Genomic DNA, 1,449 nt, shown 5'->3' on the forward strand with positions numbered 1-1,449 from the left:
CACCGTCAACGAGAAGTTCGCCGAGAAGAACGGCATCGACTTCGCCGTCGCCGACCTGGCCGAGGCCGACTTCGGCCGCCGGGAGATCCGGCTCGCCGAGCACGAGATGCCCGGCCTGATGGCCCTGCGCCGGGAGTACTCGGAGGCCAAGCCGCTGCACGGCGCGCGCATCTCCGGCTCCCTGCACATGACGGTGCAGACCGCCGTCCTCATCGAGACCCTCGTGGAGCTGGGCGCCGAGGTCCGCTGGGCCTCGTGCAACATCTTCTCCACGCAGGACCACGCCGCGGCCGCGGTCGTCGTCGGCCCGCACGGCACCCCGGACCAGCCCAAGGGCATCTCCTGCTTCGCCTGGAAGGGCGAGACGCTGGAGGAGTACTGGTGGTGCTGTGAGCAGATGATGACCTGGGCCGACAGCGACACCCGCGGCCCGAACATGATCCTCGACGACGGCGGCGACGCCACGATGCTCGTGCACAAGGGCGTCGAGTTCGAGAAGGCCGGTGTCGTCCCGTCGGTCACCGACGAGGACCCGGCCGAGTACCAGGTCGTGCTGGGCACGCTGCGCCGCTCGCTCGAGAACGACAAGCAGCACTGGACCAAGGTCGCGTCCGGGATCAAGGGCGTCACCGAGGAGACCACGACCGGCGTCCACCGCCTCTACGAGTTCGCCGAGCAGGACAAGCTCCTCTTCCCGGCGATCAACGTGAACGACTCGGTCACCAAGTCGAAGTTCGACAACAAGTACGGCTGCCGCCACTCGCTGGTCGACGGCATCAACCGCGCCGTCGACGTGCTGATCTCCGGCAAGAAGGCCGTCATCTGCGGCTACGGCGACGTGGGCAAGGGCTCCGCCGAGTCGCTCGCCGGCCAGGGCGCCCGCGTCACCGTCACCGAGTCCGACCCCATCTGCGCGCTCCAGGCGCTCATGGAGGGCTACGACGTCAAGACCCTCGACAGCGTGATCGAGGAGGCCGACATCGTCATCACGACGACCGGCAACAAGGACATCGTCACCCTCGACCACATGAAGCGGATGAAGCACCAGGCGATCCTGGGCAACATCGGGCACTTCGACAACGAGATCCAGGTCGAGAAGCTCGAGAAGTCCGGCGCCAACCGCATCAACATCAAGCCGCAGGTCGACGAGTGGCGCTTCGACGACGGCCACTCGATCATCCTGCTGTCCGAGGGCCGTCTGCTGAACCTCGGCAACGCCACGGGCCACCCGAGCTTCGTCATGTCGAACTCGTTCGCCAACCAGACGATCGCGCAGATCGAGATCTTCACCAAGCCCGGTGAGTACCCGATCGGCGTGTACCGCCTGCCGAAGCACCTCGACGAGAAGGTCGCGAAGGTCCACGTCGAGGCGCTGGGCGCCGAGCTGACCAAGCTCACGAAGGACCAGGCCGAGTACATCGGCGTGGACGTCGAGGGCCCGTACAAGCC

Annotated in this window: 1 protein-coding gene; it reads left to right on the forward strand. The window is 66.7% G+C overall.

Annotation, left to right across the window (positions count from 1 at the left end; translation table 11 throughout):
- Window positions 1–34 precede the first annotated feature (34 nt).
- Window positions 35–1,449 (forward strand): adenosylhomocysteinase (ahcY, locus tag QSK03_RS32850; protein WP_285660032.1); only part of this gene is annotated, 1,415 nt, incomplete at its 3' end.

It is taken from the genome of Actinomycetospora sp. NBRC 106375, from assembly GCF_030269665.1.
GTDB lineage: Bacteria > Actinomycetota > Actinomycetes > Mycobacteriales > Pseudonocardiaceae > Actinomycetospora.